Annotated in this window: 18 protein-coding genes; 8 read left to right on the forward strand and 10 right to left on the reverse strand. The window is 69.9% G+C overall.

What is annotated here, in order from left to right; all coding sequences use genetic code 11:
• Positions 1 to 11 precede the first annotated feature (11 nt).
• Both AC5L35_RS26600 and AC5L35_RS26605 read left to right on the forward strand, forming a co-directional pair.
• Complete coding sequence (locus tag AC5L35_RS26600) at positions 12 to 1001, forward strand: LLM class flavin-dependent oxidoreductase (protein ID WP_495062441.1); 990 nt, start codon at positions 12 to 14, stop codon at positions 999 to 1001.
• 546 nt (positions 1002 to 1547) lie between these two features.
• Entirely contained in the window at positions 1548 to 1913 is a 366-nt protein-coding gene (locus AC5L35_RS26605) for a transglycosylase family protein (RefSeq protein WP_495062442.1), read from the forward strand.
• A gap of 175 nt (positions 1914 to 2088) precedes the next feature.
• Here the strand turns inward: AC5L35_RS26605 and AC5L35_RS26610 are convergent, their stop codons facing one another.
• From AC5L35_RS26610 to AC5L35_RS26630, 5 genes are read right to left on the reverse strand one after another with little or no spacing between them, the layout of a single operon-like run.
• Positions 2089 to 2835, reverse strand: coding sequence for a TetR/AcrR family transcriptional regulator (locus AC5L35_RS26610; protein WP_495062443.1), 747 nt, complete (start codon positions 2833 to 2835; stop codon positions 2089 to 2091).
• A 57-nt stretch (positions 2836 to 2892) separates the two neighbouring features.
• Positions 2893 to 5214 carry a hydantoinase B/oxoprolinase family protein gene (locus AC5L35_RS26615; RefSeq protein WP_495062444.1) on the reverse strand — a complete coding sequence of 774 codons (2322 nt, stop codon included), beginning with the start codon at positions 5212 to 5214 and terminating at the stop codon, positions 2893 to 2895.
• A gap of 11 nt (positions 5215 to 5225) precedes the next feature.
• Positions 5226 to 7328, reverse strand: coding sequence for a hydantoinase/oxoprolinase family protein (locus AC5L35_RS26620; RefSeq protein WP_495062445.1), 2103 nt, complete (start codon positions 7326 to 7328; stop codon positions 5226 to 5228).
• A gap of 19 nt (positions 7329 to 7347) precedes the next feature.
• Positions 7348 to 8988 carry an FAD-dependent monooxygenase gene (locus tag AC5L35_RS26625; RefSeq protein WP_495062446.1) on the reverse strand — a complete coding sequence of 547 codons (1641 nt, stop codon included), beginning with the start codon at positions 8986 to 8988 and terminating at the stop codon, positions 7348 to 7350.
• A complete protein-coding gene (locus AC5L35_RS26630; protein WP_495062447.1) occupies positions 8985 to 9218 on the reverse strand; it encodes an alpha/beta fold hydrolase in 234 nt (77 codons plus the stop codon). The genes AC5L35_RS26625 and AC5L35_RS26630 overlap by 4 nt, the downstream gene beginning before the upstream one ends.
• Positions 9219 to 9985: 767 nt before the next feature.
• On the opposite strand from AC5L35_RS26630, the gene AC5L35_RS26635 reads away from it, so the two are divergent.
• A complete protein-coding gene (locus AC5L35_RS26635) occupies positions 9986 to 10579 on the forward strand; it encodes a hypothetical protein (protein WP_495062448.1) in 594 nt (197 codons plus the stop codon).
• A 1-nt stretch (position 10580) separates the two neighbouring features.
• Positions 10581 to 10790 (forward strand): hypothetical protein, encoded by a 210-nt coding sequence (locus AC5L35_RS26640; protein ID WP_495062449.1) that lies wholly within the window; start codon positions 10581 to 10583, stop codon positions 10788 to 10790.
• A gap of 216 nt (positions 10791 to 11006) precedes the next feature.
• Here AC5L35_RS26640 and AC5L35_RS26645 read toward each other — a convergent pair whose 3' ends face one another.
• Positions 11007 to 11876 (reverse strand): VOC family protein, encoded by an 870-nt coding sequence (locus AC5L35_RS26645; RefSeq protein ID WP_495062450.1) that lies wholly within the window; start codon positions 11874 to 11876, stop codon positions 11007 to 11009.
• 7 nt (positions 11877 to 11883) lie between these two features.
• The gene (locus AC5L35_RS26650; protein WP_495062451.1) at positions 11884 to 12156 is read right to left on the reverse strand and encodes an alpha/beta fold hydrolase; all 273 of its coding nucleotides are present in this window, start codon (positions 12154 to 12156) and stop codon (positions 11884 to 11886) included.
• A gap of 262 nt (positions 12157 to 12418) precedes the next feature.
• On the opposite strand from AC5L35_RS26650, the gene AC5L35_RS26655 reads away from it, so the two are divergent.
• The 3 genes from AC5L35_RS26655 to AC5L35_RS26665 all read left to right on the forward strand — a co-directional run bounded on the left by AC5L35_RS26655 (position 12419) and on the right by AC5L35_RS26665 (position 14316).
• The gene (locus tag AC5L35_RS26655; RefSeq protein ID WP_495062452.1) at positions 12419 to 12973 is read left to right on the forward strand and encodes a TetR/AcrR family transcriptional regulator; all 555 of its coding nucleotides are present in this window, start codon (positions 12419 to 12421) and stop codon (positions 12971 to 12973) included.
• An 81-nt stretch (positions 12974 to 13054) separates the two neighbouring features.
• Entirely contained in the window at positions 13055 to 13546 is a 492-nt protein-coding gene (locus tag AC5L35_RS26660; protein ID WP_495062453.1) for a VC0807 family protein, read from the forward strand.
• Positions 13546 to 14316 (forward strand): SDR family oxidoreductase, encoded by a 771-nt coding sequence (locus tag AC5L35_RS26665; RefSeq protein ID WP_495062454.1) that lies wholly within the window; start codon positions 13546 to 13548, stop codon positions 14314 to 14316. Before AC5L35_RS26660 ends, AC5L35_RS26665 begins: the two co-directional genes overlap by 1 nt.
• A gap of 86 nt (positions 14317 to 14402) precedes the next feature.
• On the opposite strand, the gene AC5L35_RS26670 is transcribed toward AC5L35_RS26665, so the two are convergent.
• Positions 14403 to 16031, reverse strand: a complete 1629-nt coding sequence (locus AC5L35_RS26670; RefSeq protein WP_495062455.1) for an alpha/beta hydrolase — start codon at positions 16029 to 16031, stop codon at positions 14403 to 14405.
• A 91-nt stretch (positions 16032 to 16122) separates the two neighbouring features.
• On the reverse strand, positions 16123 to 18042 hold the full coding sequence (locus tag AC5L35_RS26675; protein WP_495062456.1) for a S9 family peptidase: 1920 nt from the start codon (positions 18040 to 18042) through the stop codon (positions 16123 to 16125).
• 193 nt (positions 18043 to 18235) lie between these two features.
• Here AC5L35_RS26675 and AC5L35_RS26680 point away from each other — a divergent pair, with 193 nt between their 5' ends.
• On the forward strand, positions 18236 to 20170 hold the full coding sequence (locus AC5L35_RS26680) for a S9 family peptidase (RefSeq protein ID WP_495062457.1): 1935 nt from the start codon (positions 18236 to 18238) through the stop codon (positions 20168 to 20170).
• 35 nt (positions 20171 to 20205) lie between these two features.
• Here the strand turns inward: AC5L35_RS26680 and AC5L35_RS26685 are convergent, their stop codons facing one another.
• Positions 20206 to 20943: a MerR family transcriptional regulator gene (locus AC5L35_RS26685; protein ID WP_495062458.1), complete on the reverse strand. Its 738-nt coding sequence runs from the start codon at positions 20941 to 20943 to the stop codon at positions 20206 to 20208.
• Positions 20944 to 21013: the final 70 nt, after the last annotated feature.

Consider the following 21013-nt stretch of genomic DNA (forward strand, 5'->3'; position numbering starts at 1 on the left):
GGAGGCTCCTCATGGAGGTGTCCTGCGCTTTTCCGACCGCACTCGATTCCCCTGACAACATTGCCCTGGCCGAGCAACTGGGATACGCGCGAGCGTGGGTCTATGACACGCCCCAGCAGAGCCCGGACGTGTGGATGATCCTGGCGCTGGCCGCTGAACGCACCGAGCGGATCGGTCTCGGCCCGGGTGTGCTCGTTCCCAGCCTGCGACACCCGATGGTCAATGCCGCAGCGACGGCCACCCTCGCCGCGCTGGCTCCGGGTCGCGTCTCGATCGCCTTCGGCACGGGGTTCAGTGGCCGCCGCGCAATGGGGTACGGCGCAGTCACATGGGCCTACATGGAGTCGTACATCCGCGCGTACCGCGGGCTGTTGCAGGGCGAGGTCGTGGAGTGGGAGGGGGCGCAGATGCAGATGCTGCATCCCGATGGGCATGCGCCCGCACGCCCGGTCGACGTCCCCATCCTGGTCGGCGCGCTGGGGCCCAAGGGCCACAAGGTGGCCAAGGAACTCGGCGACGGGCTGTACGTGACCCTTCAGCTGCCCGAGTTCATCAACGAGTACTCGTGGGTGCCCAACCTCGTGTGGGGCACGGTGCTCGACGAGGGAGAGGCCACCGACTCCGAACACGCGCGACTCGCCGCTGGACCGGGGTGGGCACTGGCCTATCACGGCGCCTACGAGTTCGGGGGGCCTGCTGCCGTGCATGACCTGCCGGGCGGCGGGGAGTGGATGGACGTGGTGAACCGGACTCCGGACGATCGACGGCACCTCGCGGTTCACACGGGCCACTGCGTCGAGATCGGTGAAGCCGATCAAGCGGCATGGGACGCCGGTGGTCACGCGATGCTCCGGGACGTGACGATCAGCGGAACTCGCGATCAGGTCCGGCATCGCCTCGACGAGTTCGCCTCGAAGGGCGTCACCGAGATCGTGTTCCAACCATGCGGGCCCGACCCCCGTGCCGAGCTCGAAAGGTTCCTCGACGCAGCGACCGCCTGACGGCGACCTTCGCTCCGAAGTTGTCGGCATGTCGTCCCGGCCGACCGGCCGACCGGCCGACCGGCCGGTCGGACCGCGCTCGCGTACGGGCAATTCGCACCGGTCTCGATCACGCACCGAAGAAACCCCGAAAGATCCGGGGTAACGACACGTGTGCGCCAAGCCACTAGTTTCGGAATGAAGATATTCCGCCAATCGTGATCAATTCAGCACTTCCCCGCTGTCACCAGGCGATACGCCGGATCGGCGACTCCATGTCTTGACCATGTGACATTGGCCACCCGGCGATCATGCGGCTCGAACTCGTAATGTCCCATGGCAGTCGCCCGACGAGGGGCGACGAGAAATACATCCCGGAACCGTCGCACCGCCCCCAGTCCCCGGTTCCGGTCCGTCGATCCCGCATTGGGACTGGCCGAGACGACAATTGTTCGAGTCGACCCCACGACCCCACGACTCGAGAAAGCACCCGGACCCCGTTTGCCGGGCAACTATTAATCTGCCGACGAGCAGGTACGTCTCGGGGTGTGCCATGGAGAAATCACAATGAATTCCCCCAAGTCCCGCATGGGCCGAACCCTGCTACGTCTCACCCTGGCCGGCACGGTCGCGCTCGGCGTCCCACTCGCCATCGCCGGAACCGCCAATGCTGCCCCCGCTGCCCCCGCTGCGTCCGCTTCCGTGTGGGACAGGCTCGCCCAGTGCGAGAGCACCGGCAACTGGAAGATCAACAGCGGAAACGGTTTCTTCGGTGGGCTGCAGTTCACGATGAGCACCTGGCGAGGGTTCGGTGGCCAGGGCATGCCCCACCAGGCCAGCCGTGAGCAGCAGATCGCCGTCGCCGAGCGCGTCCTCGCCGGGCAGGGCTGGAAGGCGTGGCCGGTGTGCTCCAGCAAGCTCGGCCTCCGCTGAGCCGACGCGTGCCCCTGCCCGGGCTCCGCTCGTCCCTGCCCTCGCCGCTCCTGATCGGGCGTCGGGCGGGTTCGGGCGAGCCCGGGCAGATCAGCTGATCTCGGAGGTGCGTGACCGATCCGGCGCCTCGGTCTGCCTGAGGGCGATCGTCACTGGACTGCCCTGCGGGCGATCGTCACTGGACTGCGCCCTCAGGAGTCGCCCCCCGCTCGCGGCCACGCTGGGCTGCAAGTCCGCGGATCAGGGAGACGAACGGAGCGACGTGTGAGCTGAATGTCGCCCCGTCCAGGCTGTTGGTCACCGACAACCCGTCGGTCATGGCCCGCCCGAGCACGGCCAGCTGATCGACAAGATTCTCGTCGTTGCCGTCCCCGTCCGGCGCGAAGATGGGAGTGAGTGCCTCCACCCAGGACGCGTGGGCGTAGTCGCGGATGCGACGCACGGTGCCGCTCACCGTCTCGGAGTCCTTGTGCGGGCCGACACTGACGGCCAGCAGGAGGCGGAGGTAGTCCGGCCGCCGATCGAGCGAGTCGCACGCAGCTGAGAACCACGCCTCGAGGCGATCTATCGGCTCCCGGTCCTCGAACGACGACGGGTTGGGGAACAAAGCGTGCAACTCGTCGAATGTGCGCTCCAGCAGCGCGGCCAGGACGCCTAGCTTGTTCCCGAAGTGGTAGTAGACCGAACTGGGCGGCAGCCCGGACTGCGCGCACAGGTCCGAGACCGTCATGCCGTCGTAGCCTCTACTGGTGATGAGGGTTCGAGCTGCGTCCAGGATGACGTCGCGGCTGCTCGAACCGACAGCAGACGACGCGGAATTCGTTCCCCTCACCACAGGGCCATGATAGGGACGGCTCTGCGCAGGGGCTGTCGCAGCTGGCGCCACCCCTGCGTGGTGCTCCCCCGGATTCTGCAAAATCACTCCTATCGATTCGGGTTGGCGGGATGTGGCCGGCGCGGACGACCGACGAGCGGATCGTCACCAGGCCCGGTAGTCGTCATCCGGGAGCGGGTGGTCGACGGGGACGACACGGGAGTAGACGGCGGTCAGGCAGCCCGGGCAGAACAGCTGTCGGAAGACGACGTCCGCGTCGACATACACCGCCGGGTCGGGCCAGACGTGGGGGCCGGCGACGGTCGGGACAGCATCGCGGCGGGCCAGCGCGGAGACGAAGGCACCCCCGGCGAGAAGGCCGTGTTCCGTGCCGCAGTGGGTGCACAGGACGGTTCTTCCCTCCGGCGATTCCAGGACGGCGAGGTTGTCGTCGAGCCGGCGGACATCGGTCAGGTCGGGCGCGCCGATCGGCGTCGGTGGCACGTCGGCCAGGCCCGAGCCGGTTCCGCGGGCGCGCCGCAGCTTCTCGCGGGTCTCGGCGGTCGCCGACACGTCCACCTCGCCGTCGTCCCGGAGGACGACGCCGTAGACGTCCCGCGCGGCTTCGGCCGAGACGCGGACCTGCGCAACGTCGTCACCCACGCTCTCGGCGGGGCGGAGGAGCGGGTCACCGTAGCCCCCGCCCGCCTGCCAGTGCAGGAACAGCGCGTCGCCGGGGTCGAGGTTCGACTCCCCCTCGCAGGGCAGTACCTCGATCTCGCCGCCGAGCTCGTCCAGGGAGGCGGGAATGGCCGTCGCGCCGGCGAGCTGGGGCACGCCGACCCCGCGCACGACCAGGTCGAGCTGGGAGTTGCCCGGATAGCCGCCGGCGAGGCCGACGTTCTGGTTGGCGACCTTGCCGGTCCCGGAGACGACCAGTGACATCGTCCCGGCCTGGTCCGGGTGCTGCACGTAGCAGACCGAGCCGCTCATCCCTCCCCGCTGCCGGCCCGGCCCACCGGAGTCGGGCTGCTCGCGACGCCACAGCGCGACGAGCGGGTAGAGGTACTCGGTCATCTCGACGTCGGGGGCCCGCGCGGAGGGGATGATGAGCCGGCCGCCGGTGTCGACGCCGTCGTGGTGCACCTGGGCCCCGTAGCCGCCGGCCATGACGTCGAAGACGGGCGACACGAAACCCTTGCTGCCGCCGCCACGGACGTCCACTCCGGACACCACGCACAGGTCGGTGGTGCCGTTGCAGATCGACTGCACGTCGGTGCGGTGCGCGGGTTCGGCGTCGAGCATCTTGGCCAGCACCTCAGCGACGAGGTTGCCCGCGCCCCACGCCGGTCCGAAGGGTCCCTTGCCCACTGCAGCCGGGAACGAGGCGTTGGTGATGGTGTCCTCATCGGTGATGATCTCGAAGCAGCGCATGAGCCCGCCCGCGGCCCACGGGACGTCGCCCGCCAGCAGTGGCAGCACGGTGAAGACGATCCCCGCGCGCAGCCCCGGGTAGGGGCAGTTGATGACACCGGTCTGCTCGGCGGTCCCACGGAAGTCGAAGACGAGCCGGTCCTGCTCCTTCGTCATCGCCACCTTGATGGCGTGCAGACCGCGGTCGCCGGTCTGCGACTGCTCCTGGTAGCCCACCGCGGTCCAGGTACCGTCCGGCAGGGTCGTGAGCTTGGCCCGCAGGCGGCGCTCGGCGTCGTCCGTCATGCGGCGCATCACGGCCTTGACGGTGTCGGCGCCGTACTTGCCGATGAGACGGAGGATCTGCTCGGCCGCGTTCTTGTTGGCCGCGACCTTGGCCCTTAGGTCCAGCCCGACCATGTGCGGGAGCCGCGAGCGGCGCACCCAGGCATCGGCGACGTCGCGTTGCAGCACCCCACCCCGGACGACCTTGATCGGTGGCGTGGGGAGAGCCTCCCCGAACACGTCCTGGGCCGAAGGGCTGAAGGAGCCCGGGCGCGGGCCACCCAGGTCGACCTGGTGGGCGATGGCCGTCGTCCACCCGAAGAGCTCGCCCTCGTGGAAGATCGGCGCCAGGATCGCTGCGTCGTTCTGGTGCAGCCCCCCGCCGATCCACGGGTCGTTGCACAGGAACATGTCGCCCTCGGCGATGCCCGGGTTGTCACTGCGGTTGCGCAGCGTCCAGGTGATGGCCAGGTCCATGGAGCCGATGAGGCCGATGTTGTAGGTGCCGACCTGGACCTGCTCTCCGAGCTCGTCGCAGATGGAGAAGTTGAAGTCGTTCGACTCCGTGACGACGTGCGAGCCCGACATCCGCCGCAGCGTCTCCCCCATCTCCTGGGTGATCGCCCACAGTCGGTGCCGCACGACCTCGTAGGTCAGGGCCTCGACCTGCTCGGCCTGCTCGTCGTCGATCTGGTGCAGCGGCAGGGCGGGCGAAACCTGCGCCAGCAGCTCCGCGCGTGGGAGGGGGCGGCTGGTGAACTCGTCCGCCCCGGGGATCGTCGATGCCATGAGAGCCGTCCTCATCGGTAGCGCAGCACGAGGTTGCCGAGGTGGTCGACGCGCCCGGTCACGTCGGCGGGGACCACGACCACCGTGGTCGGGACGTCGACGATCGCCGGCCCGGTGATCTCGTGGTCCGCGCGTAGCCCGGCGTAGTCGTAGACGGGGGTGGGTACGAACCCGATCTGCGAGTCGAGGCAGACGGAGCGTTCCTCGAGGAACGCCTCGGCGGGATCAGGGCCGTCGGCCCTTCCGACGTCCGGCAGCACCACGGGGAAGCCGAGGCTCGCCTTGGCCCGCATGCGGTAGGTGATCGCCTGCACGCCGGCCTCGCGGTAGCCGGCACCGGATCCGTTGATGCGCTCGTACTGTTCCTCGAAACGCTTGATGATCTCGTCGCCGGTGCGTTCGGTACACGTTGTGTCCGGAAGTGTCACCGCGAGCTCGTTGACCTGCATCGAGTAGCGCAGGTCGACCTCGCGTCGGAGCGCCACGTCGTGGAACGTGACCTTCTGCCGGTCGAGCGCGCGCAGCAGATCGGCCTCGAGCCGGGCGTAGTGGGCCTCGAGCATGCTGTGGTCGACCGGGAAGGCCGACGGATCGGAGAACTCAGCGCTCAGGGCGACGTCTGAGGCCGCGAGCCCATAGGCCGAGAAGGCGGACGCGACGGGCCCGAGCGGCACGACGACCTCACCGACCCCCAGGTCCTGGCAATAGCCGGCACAGTGAGCGGGACCGGCACCGCCGAAGGCGTAGACGACGAAGTCGCGGGGGTCGTGGCCCGCCTGCACGACGGCCCGGCGCAGGAGGTCTCCCGCCTGCGCGTTCTGCACTTCGTGGACGGCGATGGCGGCCTCCTCGACCGTGAGGCCGAGCGGTTCGGCCACGTGCGTGCGGATCGCCTCCCGGGCCAGGTCCTTCCGGAGAGGTTTGCGCCCGCCGAGCAGTCCGCGCTCGGTGAGGATGCCGAGGACCAGGTTGGCGTCGGTGTTCGTGGGTCGGGTACCGCCGCCTGCGTAGCAGGCGGGGCCGGGGACGGCCTCGGCACTCTGTGGGCCGAGACGCAGGTTCCCGCCGGCGTCGACGGACGCGAGCGCGCCGCCGCCCGAACCGATGGTGTGCACGCGAATGGTCGCGGCGTTGATCGGGAACTGGTTGACGACGGAACCGGGCGCCATGACCGGCTCGCCGTCGACGATCAGCCCGGCCAGGAACGTCGTGCCGCCGACATCGGTGGTGATGACGTTGCGATGCCCGAGCTGCGCGGCCAGCCGCATCCCGCCGATCACACCACCGGACAGGACGGACCCGATCGTCGTGATGGCGTGCTCCGGCGCGCGGTCGGCCGTGATGGTCCCGCCCTCGCTCTGCATCACCAGGAGGGGGCCCTTGAGCCCGCCCTCCTCCAGCTGCTTCTGCAGCGGCGTCAGGTAGGTCCGCAGGCGGGGCCCGATCTGCGCGTTCATGATCGTCGTGGAGGCACGAGCGAACTCGCGGATGCGCGGGCTGACCTCGCAGGAGAGCGTCACGTACATGCCGGGCGCGAGCTCGTGGATCAGCTCGCGGATCCGCCGCTCGTGGGCGCCGTTCTTGAACGACCACAGCAGGCAGACGGCGATCGCCTCGACACCCTGCTCCACCAGGGTCCGCGCGACGCTGCGGACCTCGTCCTCTTCGAGGGGGACCAGGACCTTGCCGGCGTGGTCGAGCCGCTCGGTGACCTCGAGGGCGCGGTACTTCGGGATCAGTGGCGCCGGCTTGCGCCGGCGCAGGGTGTCCTGGATCTCGTGGGCCGAGCGTCCGAGCGTGCGGCCCTCGGCGTTCATGATGTAGATCGCGTCCCGGTGCCCCTTCGTGGCGATCAGCCCGACGTCGGCCACCGTCCCCTGGACGAGAGCGTTGATCGACGCCGTCGTGCCGTGGGCGATGTAGTCGGTCTGCGAGAGCAGCTCGCCGACGCCGATGCCCAGCTCGGCGGCGAGCTCCTCGATCGCGCGCATGACGCCCACCTCCCGCTGCGGAGGAGTCGTCGGTGTCTTGGCCGACACGATCCGGCCGGCACCGTCGGAGGCGACGGCATCGGTGAACGTCCCACCGACGTCGATGCCCAGTGCGTACGGCATGTGCTTCCCCTGGTGATCTCTAAGGCCGGCGGGCGGCGACGCGGCCGGTGACTGTCTGCAGGAGTTCCGTCGGACGTGCGTCCGCCCCGCCCATCCAGGCGACGTGCTGGTCCGGGCGCACGAGCAGGAGCGCGGCCGGATAGCGGTCCGGCCACTGTCCGGGCAGGTCGACCACGGTGAGGGGGATGTTCAGCTTCCGGGACGCCTCGACCCAGGACTCGTCGTCGACGCCGGTGTCGGTCCGCAGGAGGGTGAAATCGGGTCCGAGCACGTCGAGCACCGACCGGTCGCCGGAGAGCCATGCGTGCGGCAGCCGGAATCCCACCCGCGCCCGCTCCTGGTAGCCGCCCATGCTGATGACGGCCTGCTCCTCGCCTCCGACCACCAGCGGCGAGCCCGCGTAGTGGTAGCCGAAGCTGAAACCGTCGGGCGAGTACCGGTGCGGCTCGGTCACTGCGAGCCGGTCGGCGAGCGCTGCGCGTGCGCGCTCCCCCTCCGGGCCCGGCAGGTGGATGTCGGGTGAGACGTCCGCGAGGGACGCCTGCGCGGCCGAGGCCACCGCACCGGCGAACTGCTCGCCCACCGGCTTGCGTTCCGACGCGTAGGCGTCCAGCAGGTCCGGCGGTGCCCAGCCGTGGTGCACCGCCGCCAGCATCCAGCCCAAGGTGGCCGCGTCCTGGATGCCGGCGTTCATCCCGAACCCCGCGACGGGGATCCAGATGTGGGCGGCGTCGCCTGCCAGGAATGTCCGACCGTCCCGGTACCGCTCGGCCACCAGCTGGCGGCCCGTCCAGCGCACGACGCCGAGGACCTCGTGCTCGACGGGGCCGCCGACGGCCTCTCGCAGGAGCTGCTCGGGGTCCTCGCCGTCGGTGTCGTGGTCGGGCGGGAAGGCGACGTGGTTGAGCCACAGCTCGCCCCCGTCGATCGCGATCAGGGAGGCGAGCCTGCCCCCGTACGTCCAGTACGTCCAGGCCCGGTCGCGGGCGGCCAGCCGACCCAGCTCGGGCGAGCGCACGAACGTCGAGACGAACCTCTGGATCGCGTCGACGCCCTCGTAGTGGATCCCCAGCTGCCGGCGCACGGCGCTGTGGGCGCCGTCGCAGCCGACCACGTAGTCGCAGCGCAGAACCCGGGTAGCGCCCTCGTACCCGCCGGATTCGACGACCGCCTCGACATGGTCCGCACGCCGGCGCAGCTCGACCAGCCGCGCCCCGCGCTCGAGGGTCAGCCCGGGCAGCCCGCGGGCGTGCCGCTCAAGGATCGGTTCCAGGAACAGCTGCGAGATCCGGTGCTGCGGCTCCGGGGTAGGCCAACCGTCCCTGCCGACACCCGCCAGCACCTCGGCGGCCGACGGCAGGTCGAGGCGGAAGATCTCGTCGCCTCGCAGGGTCGTCCGGTACTGCACCGAGCTCGGGTAGTCCTCGGGCAAGCCGGAGCGCCGGATCTCGTCGGCGATCCCCAGCCGCCGGAAGATCTCCATCGACCGCGCGGACGTCGTGTTGCACCGAGGGTTCACGGGCTGCTCGATCGCCGCCTCCACGACGTGGCACGGCACACCGCGTCGCGCGAGGTCGATGGCAAGGGTCAGGCCCGTGGGTCCGGCGCCGACGATGAGAACACCGACGCGGATCTCGTGACTGCTGACTCCGCAGGTCATGCGATCAGGAACTCCCCCACCAGGGTGCAGAACTCGTCCGGCCGATCAACGTGGATCCAACGGCCCGCGGCCGCCATGACCTCGAGGCGCCCGCAGGGCAGAGCATCGACCGGACTCGCCGAGACGTCGACCGGGCTCACCCGGTCGCACTCCCCGTGCAGGGCGAGGACCGGGCTGCGCGCGGTCGCCGGGTCGACGCGCGGTGCGCCGGCGACGTCGTCGAGGAGCACGCGGTGGGTGCGCTCGTCGGCGACCAGGATCGGGCCACCTCCGAAATTCCTGACACCGCCACCTCCTGTATGGAACGCACGCTACAGCAATATCCGGCGATGTGACCTGCGCAGGCGAGCCCGGCCAGCTGATGTGGACGAACGCGCCGGGCGAGGGATACGATCGGCTGTATGGAACGTTCACTCTACAAGATCGAAATGGCCCGCGCCTCCCCTCGACTGTTCCCGCACAGGTGGCCGGTCACGAGAGCACTGTCGAGGGACGCGGCCCTTCATGGCGCCACAGTGCCTCCGATCGCGACCTGGGTCCGGGCCGAGCCCGGCGGACGTTCCGCACCCGTTCCCGGTGCGTCGATCAGCACACGCCCGGCGCCGATGATCGCGTCGAGGCGGGACGCCGGATCGAGGCCGAGGTAACCACCGACCTCGCACCGTCCCGCATGACGACCAGTCGGTCGGCCTCCCGACTCGCCGAACAGGATGGACAGATCCGGCGTGCTCGGCCCCAGGACAATGTCCGAGGACTCAGTCCCTCACGCCCGCCTGGCCCGCGCTTCCAGTGGCCTACATCGCATTCACTTGCCATGAATGAAATCGACGCGGGAATGTGCCTACGTTCGATGGACTTCCTGGTTCGTCTATCCAACTCGGGAAGAGACCACCAGCGACACAGATCGTCGCCCCGGCCATCGGAGCCAATTTCTCCGCTAGCCCCACTTCATCCGATGAACCGCACTTGTCGTCATCCATCAGCTGAAAGGATCATCATGACCGCCGCTACCGCCGCTACCGTTTCGAGCCGAACGGGAAACGTGTCCACACTTCGAACGTTGTACTTTGTTCGTTTCGGCTTCGCGATCGTCTGGGCCGGCTTGATGTTCGTGGTCGGGTCGAGCATCGGGCCGCTGAGTGCGACGCTGATCGTGCTGTACCCGCTGTTCGATGTGGCCGCCGCGGTCGTCGACGCCCGCTCGTCCCGGGCGAGCGGATCGGCGCTGGGCCTGTATGTGAACATCGCGATCAGTTCGCTCACGGCCATCGGCCTGGTCGTCGCGGTCATGTCCGGCGTCTCGGCGGTCGCGATCACGGACCGCGTCTCGGCGGTCCTGCAGGTGTGGGGCGTGTGGGCTGTCGTCGCGGGGATCGTTCAGCTAGTCGTGGCTCTCAGCCGCCGCAAGCTGGGGGGCCAGTGGGCGATGGTCGCCAGCGGGGCAATCTCCGTGCTCGCGGGGACGTCGTTCTTCTTACAGGCTTCCACTCAGGGGGCAACGCTGACCAACGTCGCCGGCTACGCCGCGCTCGGCGGGATCTTCTTCCTTGTTTCGGCGCTGCGCCTCGGCCGCGCCGCAAAAGAGAACTGACATGAACACCACCACCAACTCCGATGTCGGGATGGGCACCGGCATGTTCGACGTCATTGTGATCGGCGCGGGCCCGGTCGGGAACAATGTCGCCGATCGGGTGGCGCGGGGCAGATTGAGCGTGGCCATCGTTGAGGTTTCCCTCCCGAACGCCGGCCAGGATGGCAAACCTCAACTCGGAGAATGCGGTCGCGATCTCCCATCGCTCTGACCTACTCCCGATTTTGCAGGAGGACCGCTGGGCGAGCGGTGGCAGCTGAAGCCAGGCGTCGACGCGGTGATCGGGTACGGCCGATGGACGACCCGCCCGACGGCTGAGCGGCCAGCTGGGTTCGAGGGGGGCCCAGCTGGCCGTGGTTTGCGGATGCGCCTTCCTCACCCCGGACGGGAACGGCGAACTGGCCAACTCCGGTGGCACGCCCGCTCGTCACGACGCGGGGGACGCGAAGGGATTGGCGTCAGTGTGATGATGCCCCCAGACGTCGGAGACGCCGAAATCGTGGGGAATCCAGCCCTCGCCCACCTCGATGCCATCGCATCCGATCTCGAGGTGGAACCCGCTGGGATTCTTGATGTAGAACGAGATCGCCTTGTCGTTCATGTGTCGGCCGAGGCTGATCGAGATCGGTACGTCGTTGGCCCGGGCCCGGTCGTAGGCGCGTCCGACGTCGTCGATCGAGCCGTGTTCGATCTCGAGGTGGTGGATGGACGGTGTCTCCGCGCGCGCCAGCGCAATGCTGTGGTGTGTCGTGTTGCAGCGGAGGAAGTACAGGCCAGGAGCGCGATAGTCGGTCAGCCTGAACTCGAGCACGGACTCGTAGAGCTCGCGGAGCTCGTCGAGCTCGGGGCCGGCCAGGACGAGGTGGCCGAGACCGGTGACCCCGGGACGCGCGTCGGCCGGGCGGCCCGGGCGGGTGCGCACCTTGGCCTCCCCGACCGCCAACTCCACGCGGTACCCGACCGGGTCGGTGAACCAGCGGAGATGAGTGGCGCCACGCAGTTCGGTCTCGTCCGCAGCTCCCTCCTGAACGGTGAAGCCTCCCTCGGTCAGCCGTCGGGTAACTCTGTCGAGCTCGTGGAGGGAGTCGACGATCCACCCCACCTCTCGCGGGCTGTCCTGCTCGGAAGGATGCAGGGCGAGGCGGTACTTGAACTCGTCGAGCTCGACCAAGGCCACTTCTTGCGTACCGATCGTGGCAGGCGTGATCCCGACGCCCAGCGTGCGCTCGAACAAGGTGACCCATGCGTCGACGTCGGCGACGTTGAGGCCGACGTAGCCCAGCTTGCGGATACCCATGGCGACGTCACTCCTCCGACTTGGCGGCAGCGGCTCCGCTCTGCAGGAACTCACGAACGATCTGGTCGAACCCGGGTGCACGCTCGTACTGGTGGGTCATGGCGATTCGCACTGCAACGCCGCCGCCAGAGGAGTTGCCCGCCAGATGGGCTCGGTCGATCCCGAGTGCCTTCGTCGCGCAGCACACGCCGTCAACCGCGTGGAAGATCAACGGCCTCAGGACCGGACTGCCGATACCGAACGCTGCGTACGCCAGATCGGCGTCCCCGACATCGACCATGTCTGCCACTCCACCACTCGTCCTGTATGTAACGCTCACTATATGACTTCGCGTCGCGTGATCAAGCCGAGAACGACAGAGCCGACGGCGCACCATCGGTGCAGGTCCGAGGTCAGCCGGCCGTGAACCCATTCATGGTCAGTAGCGTGTCCGTCGTGGATGCGAAGCCTGTGTCGGAGTCGTCGCTGCCATGACGTCCACCTCCCGCCCGTCGCGCGGCCCGCGCCAACGCCTCAGTGAAGATCAGCGACGGAAGCAGATCATGGCGGCGGCGATCCAGGAGGTTGTCGACCACGGCTACGAGGGCGCGTCGTTGACCCGGATAGCCGCGCGCGCCGATGTCGCCAAGGGGTTGGTCTGGCGGTACTTCACCGGCAAGGACAACCTGATGGAAGCCACGGCGAAGGCGACGATGGAGACCATGCGGCAACGCATCGTCGACACGCTCGACCTGGACCAGCCCGTGCCGGACGTCATCCGTGCCGCCCTGCGCCAGGCCGCCTCGCAGATCCTGACCCACCGGGACGAACTGATCGCGCTCAACCGCATCGTGCACAACCTGCACCGGCCCGACGGCGCAGAACGGGTGGTTGCCGACTTCTACGAGGACACCTACCTCGGGCAGGAAGCGCTGTTTCGTCGCGGCCAGGCCGAGGGCAGCCTCCGCGACTTCGACCCCAGAGTCATGGCGGTCACCTACCAGGGCTCGATCGACATCATGCTCGCGTACCTCGACGACCATCCCGACATCGATCCCCGCGACTACGCGTCCGAGCTCGCAGAGATCCTGCTCGGCGGCATGCAGGCCAGGAGCTGACGCCGCGCCGGACCGGACGTCACCAGTCGGCCGGCCCGTGCCACCCGACCACTGTTGACCGCAGAGTCACCGGTTCACTCGGTGGTCACGAAACGGCGGATCGACATGCTCGCCGGCCTCGTCATGACCGTCCTGCTGCTCAGCGTTGCGTTGTCGTTCCTGACCGGCAGCCCGAGGACCCTGTTGGCGCGCGACGGCTGGATCACCGCCGTGGCGGCCATCTGGATCCTGCTGACGCTCCGACGGACCCCGTACTACCTGTACGCCCTGCGGACCTTCACCGGCGGCACGGTGCGCGAACAGATCAACGCCGCGTGGCGTGACACGCCTGCCTTTCGGCGGGTGGTGCACGTGAGCACGATGATCTGGGGTCTCGCATTGCTGCTGGACGCCGCGAGCACAGTGGTACTGGCCTACACGATGCCGATCGACAGCGTCCCGCTGATCGGTGCGCTCAAACTCGTGGCGCTGATCGTCCTCGCAGAGGTGATCAGTCAGCTGTACTTCAGGCGCAAGGGCACACCGCATCTGCGGACCGCACCTACCGACGACCACCCCGACCAGGACGGTTGATGAGCGGGCGGCGGTACGTCGTCACCGGCTCGGCTTCCGGAATCGGCGCCGCCACCGCGTCGATCCTTCGCGAGCAAGGTGCCAGGGTCATCGGCTGCGACCTGAACGACGCCGACGTCATCGCCGATCTGTCGACGCCTGCCGGGCGCCGGTCGCTGGTCGATCAGGTGGCGAAGTGGGGGTACATCGACGCGGTGCTGGCGGTCGCCGGCGGCGGCCGGACCGGGCTCCTCGAGACGAACTACTTCGGCACGGTCGCGACGCTCGAAGGGCTGCGTCCCCTGCTGGCCCGCAGCGAGGCCCCCCGGGCCGTCGCCGTGTCGTCGACCTCATCGCTGACACCCGCGGACGAACGGGTCCTGCAGGCCTGCGCGGACGGCGACGAAGCCACCGCGACCGCCCTGGTGGACACCGAACCCTCGCTGCGCGATGCCGCCTACGGCATCGCCAAACGCGCACTCAACGGATGGGTACGACGGACCGCCCCCACGCCCGAATGGGCGGGCGCCGGCATCCCGCTCAACGCGGTCGCCCCCGGCGTCGTGGACACCCCGGCCGCCGCCTGGATCCTCACCGACGACGAGGTGCGGACTGCCGTCGAGGCAGCCGCACCACAATCCCTCGGCGGCTTCCCGGGCCGACCGGAATGGGTCGGCCACCTCATCAACTGGCTGGCGAGCCCCGAGAACCGCTTCGTCACCGGTCAGGTGATCTTCGCCGACGGGGGCGCCGAAGCGGCATTGCTGGGTGACCGTCAGTGGCGAGCGTGACCCCCAGCGGGAGATCCCCTCGAATCGCGGACCGCAAGCGCGGTCGGACTCGGCATGGCTGAGACACGAGCGGCGGTGCGTCGCTCTCAGTTCACCGTCCCTCCGGTCGCGAAGGCGGCAGAGGCGGTGGTGCCTGGCCGTTCCAGGTTGCAGACGGTGCCGTCGGCGGGCAGCACGCCGTTGATCAGGGTGGCGTCCACCGCGGCATCGACACACGGCACGGTGCCGTAGGAGCCGTGACCGACGCCCTCTCGCGTGAGCAGGACGGCGGAGTCCAGGGTCTCGGCCATGGACTCCGCCCAGTGGTGTGGGGTGACGGGGTCCAGCCGGCCGCCGACCACCAGTACTGGTGGCGCGCCCGCGCCCGTGAGCGGCTCGGTGACGCGGTCCTTGTTCGGCGCGGGCCACAGCGCACAGTTCAGCGCGCTGTAGGCGGCCCGGGTGCCGATCCGCTCGGCCTCCGCGACGACCTCGGTGGCAGCGGCCGTGTGCGCGGCGATGTCGGTCGGCGTCTGCCAGTCGGCGCAGCGCACCGCGGTGTGGACCTCGTGCGTCGCGGTCGGGACCCCGAAAGGCGAGACCGCGATGCTCGTCCACAGGAAATGCAGCAGCCTGCCGTCACCGTTCTGCGCGCCCAGCAGGGCCGAGGTGAGCGCGGGCCAGCCGGCCTGGTCGCCTGCAAGGCCCCGGGCGGCCTCGAGCGCCATGGCACCATCGAGCGCGCCGCCCGACGTGACGCCCTCGACCGGCGCCACCTGCAGCGGCTGCGCTTCCAACTGGACGATCAGCGCGTCGAACGCCCCGTCCGGGTCACCACCGCCGAACGGGCACACTGCCGCTCCCTCGGTGCGGCAGGTCTCGAACCATGCGTTCAGCGTCTCCTCGCTGGCCACGGCGACCTCGTTGAGGAACTCGAGCGAGTCGCCGAACCAGAGCCCGGTGTCGACGGGCGCGTCGAGCACCATCTCGCGGACGCGGTCCGGGAAGAGCGTGGCGTACATGGGGCCGACCACGGTGCCGTAGGAGAGGCCGTAGTAGGTGATCTGGTCCTCGCCGAGCGCGGCCCGGACCTGGTCCATGTCGCGGGCGACGTTGTCGGTGGACAGGCCGGCCAGGAACTCGACGCTCTGGTGCGCCGCACAACCGTCGGTGAACGTGGTGGCGTCGGCGAGCAACTCCGGCAGCGGCTTGCCCCCGGGGACGGCCGGGTCGGATTCGGTGCTCAGGGCCTCGGCGCGCTGCTCGTCGGTGAGGCAGCGGACGGCACCGGACCGGCCGACGCCGCGGGGGTCCACGGCGATGACGTCGAACCGGGCGAGCAGGTCGGGCGAGAACGTGCCGGGGGCGCCCGCGGTGGCGGGCAGGTTCCGCAGCGTGTCCGTGGCGCCGACCCCCGGCCCGCCCGGGTTGAAGAACAGGCTGCCGATGCGCTGCGTCGGGTCGGTGGCCCGGTGCCGCATGACCGCGAGCGGGATCTGCGCGCCGGCGGGCTCGGTGTACTCCAGCGGCACCTCGACGGTGGCGCAGTCGAGGTTCGGTCCGCACTCGTTCCAGGCGATCGGATCGGGGGCAGGCGCCGCAGTGGAAACACGGAAGTCCGGCCCCGGCGATGTCGCACCGGAGCCGGCCGCCCCACCGGCGCACCCGGTCAGGACCAGCACGGCGGCGGCGACAGCCGCGGCACATCGGGATACGGTCCGCCCTCTGGGCAGCATGATGCTTACTCCTCGCGTGGTGCTCATGTCACACGTCAGTAGTTGGCAGGATTCCGACCTCGCGTGGATGGCCGGGCCACTACCGCGTCGGTCAGGTGGTCTCTGCGCTGCGGCCGCCGAGGTGGGCGGCGAGGTGCCTCTCGATCGCGCGGAAGAGCATGACCTGGTTCTCCGGGTTCTCGAAACCGTGTCCTTCGTCGTCGGCGACGAGGTACTCGACAGGGACCCCGCGTGCGCGCAGCGGGGCGACGATGTTGTCGGACTCGGCCTGGACGACGCGGACGTCGTTGGCGCCCTGGGCGACGAGCAGCGGGGTGCGGATCCGGTCGACCATGGTGATGGGCGATCGACGGCGCATGTCGGCCAACTGCTCGGGGTCGTCGGGGTCGCCCACGTAGGCGATCCAGTTGTTGGTCATGTTGGCCCGGACGAACGGGGGCAGGGTCGACAGGAAGCTCGCGAGGTCGGAGATGCCGACGTAGTCGACCGCGGCGGCGAACTTCTCCGGTGTGACGGTGACCCCGACGAGTGCGGCGTAGCCGCCGTAGGAACCGCCGACGATGCCGACGCGGTCCGGGTCGGCGTAGCCCCGGGCGATCGCCCAGTCGACGGCGTCGATCAGGTCGTCGTGCATCGCGGCGGCGAACTCGCCGATCGCCGCGGTCAGATGCCGTCGCCCGTAGCCGGTCGAGCCCCGGAAGTTGACCTTCAGCACGGCGTAGCCGCGGTTGGCCAGGAACTGCACGGCCGCGTTGTAGCCCCAGGTGTCGTGCATCCACGGTCCACCGTGGACGAGCAGCACCAGTGGCAGGTGCCGCGGCGGGGCGCCGACGGGCAGGGTGAGGAACCCGTGCAGCGGCAGGCCGTCGCGGGCCGGGAACCGGACCGCGGTCGTCGATGCGAGGGCAGCCGGGTCCAGACGCTCGTCGCGGAACAGCAGGCGGGACTCGCCGGTGGTGTGGTCGTAGAACCACGTCGTCGCGGGTTCGCGGTCATGGATGAAGGTGGCCACCCAGCGCTGCTCGCTGCGGTCGGAGCTCACCCAGCCCAGCACGCCGTCGGAGAGCCGTTCGAGGGCGGCCTGGACCTCGGCGAAGTGCGGGTCGATCGGCACAACCTGCGGCCGGTCGCCGGTGAAGCGAGCGGCGATGACCTCCCCGGTGCGCCTGCTGGCGAACACGGTCGGCGGCAGGGTGTCGGCGACGGCGCTGAGAGTGTCCAGGCTGTGCCCGTCCACGGCGGCGACGACGGTCCGCTCGCCGGTGTCGCGGTCCAGGCGCACCAGGCGCAGGTCGTCGGAGTCGTGGTAGTCGCCGAGCAGGGCGCCGCTGTCGTCGGGCAGCGGGAAGAGGAACACGCCGATCGGGTGTTCCGGGCCGCCGAGGCGGTGCAGCAGTCGCCGCTCGCCGGTGTCGCGGTCGACCGCGAAGACCTCGTGGGTGCCGTCGCCGCTCTTCGACAGGAACCAGGTCGCCCTGCCGGCGCGGTCGAGGAGGAAGAACTCGGCCGGGTCGGTGCGCTCGACCAGCGGGGTGGTCCGGCCGGTGGACAGGTCGATGCGGAACACGTCGACGTAGAGCGGTCGAGGGTTCATCCAGAGGATGGCGGTACCGGGCACCGTCGTCTCGGCGTCGACGGCGAACACGCGCGACCCGGGATCGAGCGGGGTCAGGTCGACGGCCGGCTCGTCCGGCGCGTCGAGGTCGACCCGGTACAGGTGCCAGTCCTCGTTGCCGTCGACGTCCTGCAGGTACAGCAGCCAACGCGGGTCATCGGTCCAGTGGTAGCTGGTGATCCCGCGGCGGGTGTCCTGGGTGACGGGGACGGCGTCGGGATGGGACTGGTCGATGCCGCGAACCCAGACGTTGCGCCGCCCGCGGTGGGGCGCGAGGTAGGCGATGCGCGTGCCGTCCGGTGAGATCGACGGGCTGGAGAACTGCAGGTCAGCGAACAGCGTCTCGATATCGATCAGCGCAGGCTGCTGTTCGGTCGGACGTCCGGTCACGGTCATCTCTCTGCTCCGTTCATCGATGCCTGCACCCATCGGACACCGTGCCGTCGCGTCATACTCAAGCCCGGCGGCGCCGATCATGCGGCGGTTCACCACAACCGGCGCGTCGCGACCCGCGCAACGGGTTGACCCGGCCGCAGCGGCACGGTGTCTCGTGCGACTCGCCACGACCTGCACCACCACGGGAGAACCGATGACCATCGCACCGCCGCCCCGAGAGCCGCTGCCCGACCTGATCGACATCGAGGAGTTCTTCGGCGACCCGGAGTTCGCCGTCCCGTCCATCTCCCCGGACGGCACCCGGATCGCCTACCTGGCCCCGCACCGGGGCCGCCGCAACGTGTGGGTGCGCGGGATCGACGACACCCACGACGACGCTGTCCCCGTCACGCATGACACCCGGCGCGGGATCACCACCTACCAGTGGACCGACGACCCGCGGTGGCTGCTGTACCTGCAGGACGTCGACGGGAACGAGGACTGGCACCTGCACCGCGTCGACCTCGACGCGCCCGAGCAGCCCGCGGTCGACCTGACCCCGCTGGCTCCGGGATCGCGCGTGGCAGGCATGGAGCCGTACCCGCCTGCCCCGGGCACCGTCCTGGTCTGGATGAACCAGCGGCCGATCTTCTTCGACATCTTCCGGATCGACGTCGGCACCGGCGAGACGGTCCTGCACCTCGAACAGGACGACCCGACCGGCAGCGTCCTGCTCGACCGGGACGGCGGACCGGCCTTCCACACGGCGCTGGCGCAGGACGGGACCGTCGAGTTCTCCGCGGTCGACACCGCGACCGGGCAGAAGCGGCTGCTGCGCCGCACGGGCGGCGCGGAGCACCCGATGGGCGTCCACCCGCAGATCGTCACCGCCGACGGGAAGGGGCTGCTCGTCGGGTCGTTCCAGGACTCCGACGACCTGCGACTGGTCCGTATCGACCGGCAGACCGGCGAGGAGACCCTGGTCGCCGCCGTCGAGGGGCACGATCTCGACATCCTCGGCATGATGCTGCCCGGCGTGCTGCCGCCCACGGTGTACACCAGCAGGCGCACCGGAGAGGTGCTCGCCGCGCGCTTCGTCGGCGCCAGGCCGCACGTCGAGGTCGTCGATCCGCGGTTCGCCGAGGTGTACGCCCGGCTCGCAGCGCTGTCCGACGGGGTGCTCGGCACACTGTCGTCCGACGAGTCCGAGCAGCGCTGGGTCGCGACGTTCGTCCACGACCGCGACCCGGGCGTCACCTGGTTCTACGACCACACGACCGGCGAGGCCCGGATGCTGTTCCGCCCACGGCCGTCCCTCGACCCCGCCGCGATGGCACCGATGACGGCGGTGGGATTCCCGGCCCGCGACGGGCTGCCGCTGCACGCGTTCCTCACGCTCCCGGTCGGCATCGAGCCGCAGGGTCTGCCGCTCGTGCTGCTGGTGCACGGCGGGCCGTGGGCGCACGACACGTGGGGCTACCACCCGGAGGTGCAGTTCCTGGCCAACCGGGGCTACGCCGTGCTGCAGGTCAACTTCCGCGGCTCCATCGGTTACGGCCGCCGCCACGTCACCGCCGCGATCGGCGAGTTCGCGCGAGCCATGCACGACGACCTGATCGACGCCGCGGACTGGGCCGTCGCCCAGGGCTACGCCGACCCCGACCGCATCGGCATCTACGGCGGGTCCTACGGCGGCTACGCCGCGCTCGTCGGCGTCACCGTCACCCCCGACTACTTCGCCGCCGCCGTCGACTACGTCGGCATCTCCGACCTCGCCAACTTCCTGCGCACCCTGCCGCCGTTCACCCGCCCGCTGAACGTCAACAACTGGTACCGCTACGTCGGCGACCCGGAGATCGGAGAGCAGGAGGCCGACATGCTCAGCCGCTCGCCGATCACCATGGTCGACCGGATCCGCACCCCCCTGTTGGTCGCCCAGGGCGCCAACGACGTCCGTGTCGTGCAGGCCGAGTCCGACAACATCGTCGCCTCGCTGCGCGAGCGCGGCGTCCCGGTCGAGTACCTGCTGGCCGACGACGAGGGCCATGGCTTCGAGAACCCGGAGAACCGGACCCGGCTCTACAGCGCCGTCGAACGGCACTTCGCCGAGCACCTCGGTGGCCGCCGGGCGGGGTCTGACATCGGCTGATTCGGGGACGGTCGGCGGCACGGAACGGGCGGGCGTCAGCTTCGCCCCTCCCGATCGCTCGTCAACAACGCCTGCACCCGGCGGAAGACGTCGATCTGGGCCGGGCTGTACAGCTCCTGCATCGCGGCCGCCGCGATCGCGGCGACGAACCGCGGCCCACGCGGATCGTCGGCGTACGGCGCCGCCATCTCCGGGTGCTCGGCCTGGATCCTGCGGATGTGCGGAGCCATGCGTTCGGCCAGGCTCTGCCGCGTCGCGTCGTCGGCATCGGCGGGCAGCGAGTCGAACTCGCCGTCGGTCGGGTCGGCGGTCGCGCTGCGCAGCATCTCGGCATAGGCCTCCAGGCGCTGCGGGCCCATGACCCGACTCATGACCGCCACGAGCGACCGGTCGGCCTCCGACATCTCGGCCACACCGGCCGGGGCGAAGTCGGCGGGCAGGTCGACCGGCGCGTGGTGGCGCAGGATCAGGCCGAGGTCGACGCGGGCCCGCTGCAACCGCTCGATCGTCTCGGCCAGTTCGGCGTCGAGGGCCCGCAGGGCGTCGGCGGGGTGGTGGTCGTCCTCGCCCATCTCGGCGATCCGGGACAGCGAGAACCCCAGATCGACCAGGCGCTTGATGCGCAGCAGCCGGACGATGTGGGCGACGCCGTACTGCTTGTAACCGTTGGAGCGCCGCTCGGGTTCGGGCAGCAACCCCACGTCGTGGTAGTGCCGGACCGCCCGCGGGCTGGTCCCGGCGAGTTCGGCGATCTCGCGGGTGCTCCAGGACATGACCCCAGTCCACACCATGCCGTAACGGCATGGTCAAGTCCGATGAGGGGCGACGAGCGCGGGGGGCTCC

Source organism: Pseudonocardia sp. OZ21 (assembly GCF_059359135.1).